1 protein-coding gene is annotated in these 1,071 nt (G+C 66.9%); it reads right to left on the reverse strand.

Annotation, left to right across the window (positions count from 1 at the left end; translation table 11 throughout):
* Window positions 1-42: 42 nt before the first annotated feature.
* Window positions 43-1,071: serine hydrolase (locus NKJ21_RS27520; protein ID WP_254733474.1), on the reverse strand; the 1,029-nt coding region annotated here is incomplete at its 5' end.

The raw sequence follows: 1,071 nt of genomic DNA on the forward strand, positions 1-1,071 counted from the left end.
GGAGCTCCCCTCGCCCTGGCGGGGGGAGCTTTTCCGTGGCGTTCAGCGGGTCGAGGCGGTCTTGGCCGTCGCGATCTTGGCGGGCGATCTCGCCAACGGAGCCGCAACGAGCGGAGGCCGCTCAAGGGCCTGGTAGACGAGGGTCCGCGACTGGGCGTCGAGGCCCGGCCCCACCCCGCCCAGGCGCTGGATCATGCCGACGAAGAACAGGTCGTTGACCGGGTCGATCCAGAACCAGGTGCCGGCCGCGCCGCCCCAGCTATAGGTCCCCTCGCCCCACGGCCCGGCCTTGGCGCTGTCCAGCACCACCGCGAAGTCGAGGCCGAAGCCTCGGCCCTTGGCCGTGTTGAACGGCGGAACGTCGCCGTTCATGATCGTGTCGCTGAGCATGTTCGTGCGCATCAGCTTGACGGTCTCGGGCTTCAGGATGCGCGCGCCGTCAAGCTCGCCGCCGTTCAGCAGCATCCGGCAAAAGCGCATGTAGTCGTCGGCCGTCGACACCAGCCCGCCGCCGCCGGACTTCATCGGCGGATCCTTGAAGAAGCGGCTCTTCTCCGGATCGTCCTGCAGAACCACCTTGCCCGACGGCGTCAGGGCGTAGCAGGCGGTGAAGCGCTCGCGCTGGCTTTCCGGCACGTAAAAGCCGGTGTCGACCATCTTCAGTGGCGTGAAGATGCGCTTTTGCATGAAGTCGCCCAGCGACATGCCCGACAACTTCTCGACGATCAGGCCCTGGATGTCGACCGAGACGCTGTACTTCCACCGCGTACCCGGCTGGGCCACCAGCGGCAGCGCCGCGACCTTGTCGATGAAGGCCTGCTGCGAACGGGCGGTCAGCACCTCGCGCGCATAGGCCTTGTCGATCGGGTTGTCGGGCACGAGGCCATAGGCGAAGCCGCCCGAATGGCTCATCAGCTCGCGCATGGTCGGCGGCCGGTCGGCGGGGACGGTGTCGAACGAGCCGTCGGGGTTGACGCCCTTGAAGACCCGCAACGAGGCGAATTCCGGAATGTACTTGCTGACCGGATCGTCCAGCTTCCACCTACCCTCCTCGAAGAGGATCATCATGGC

The sequence above is a fragment of the Klebsiella sp. SWET4 genome (genome assembly GCF_024296565.1).
Taxonomy (GTDB): Bacteria; Pseudomonadota; Gammaproteobacteria; order Enterobacterales; family Enterobacteriaceae; genus Klebsiella; species Klebsiella variicola.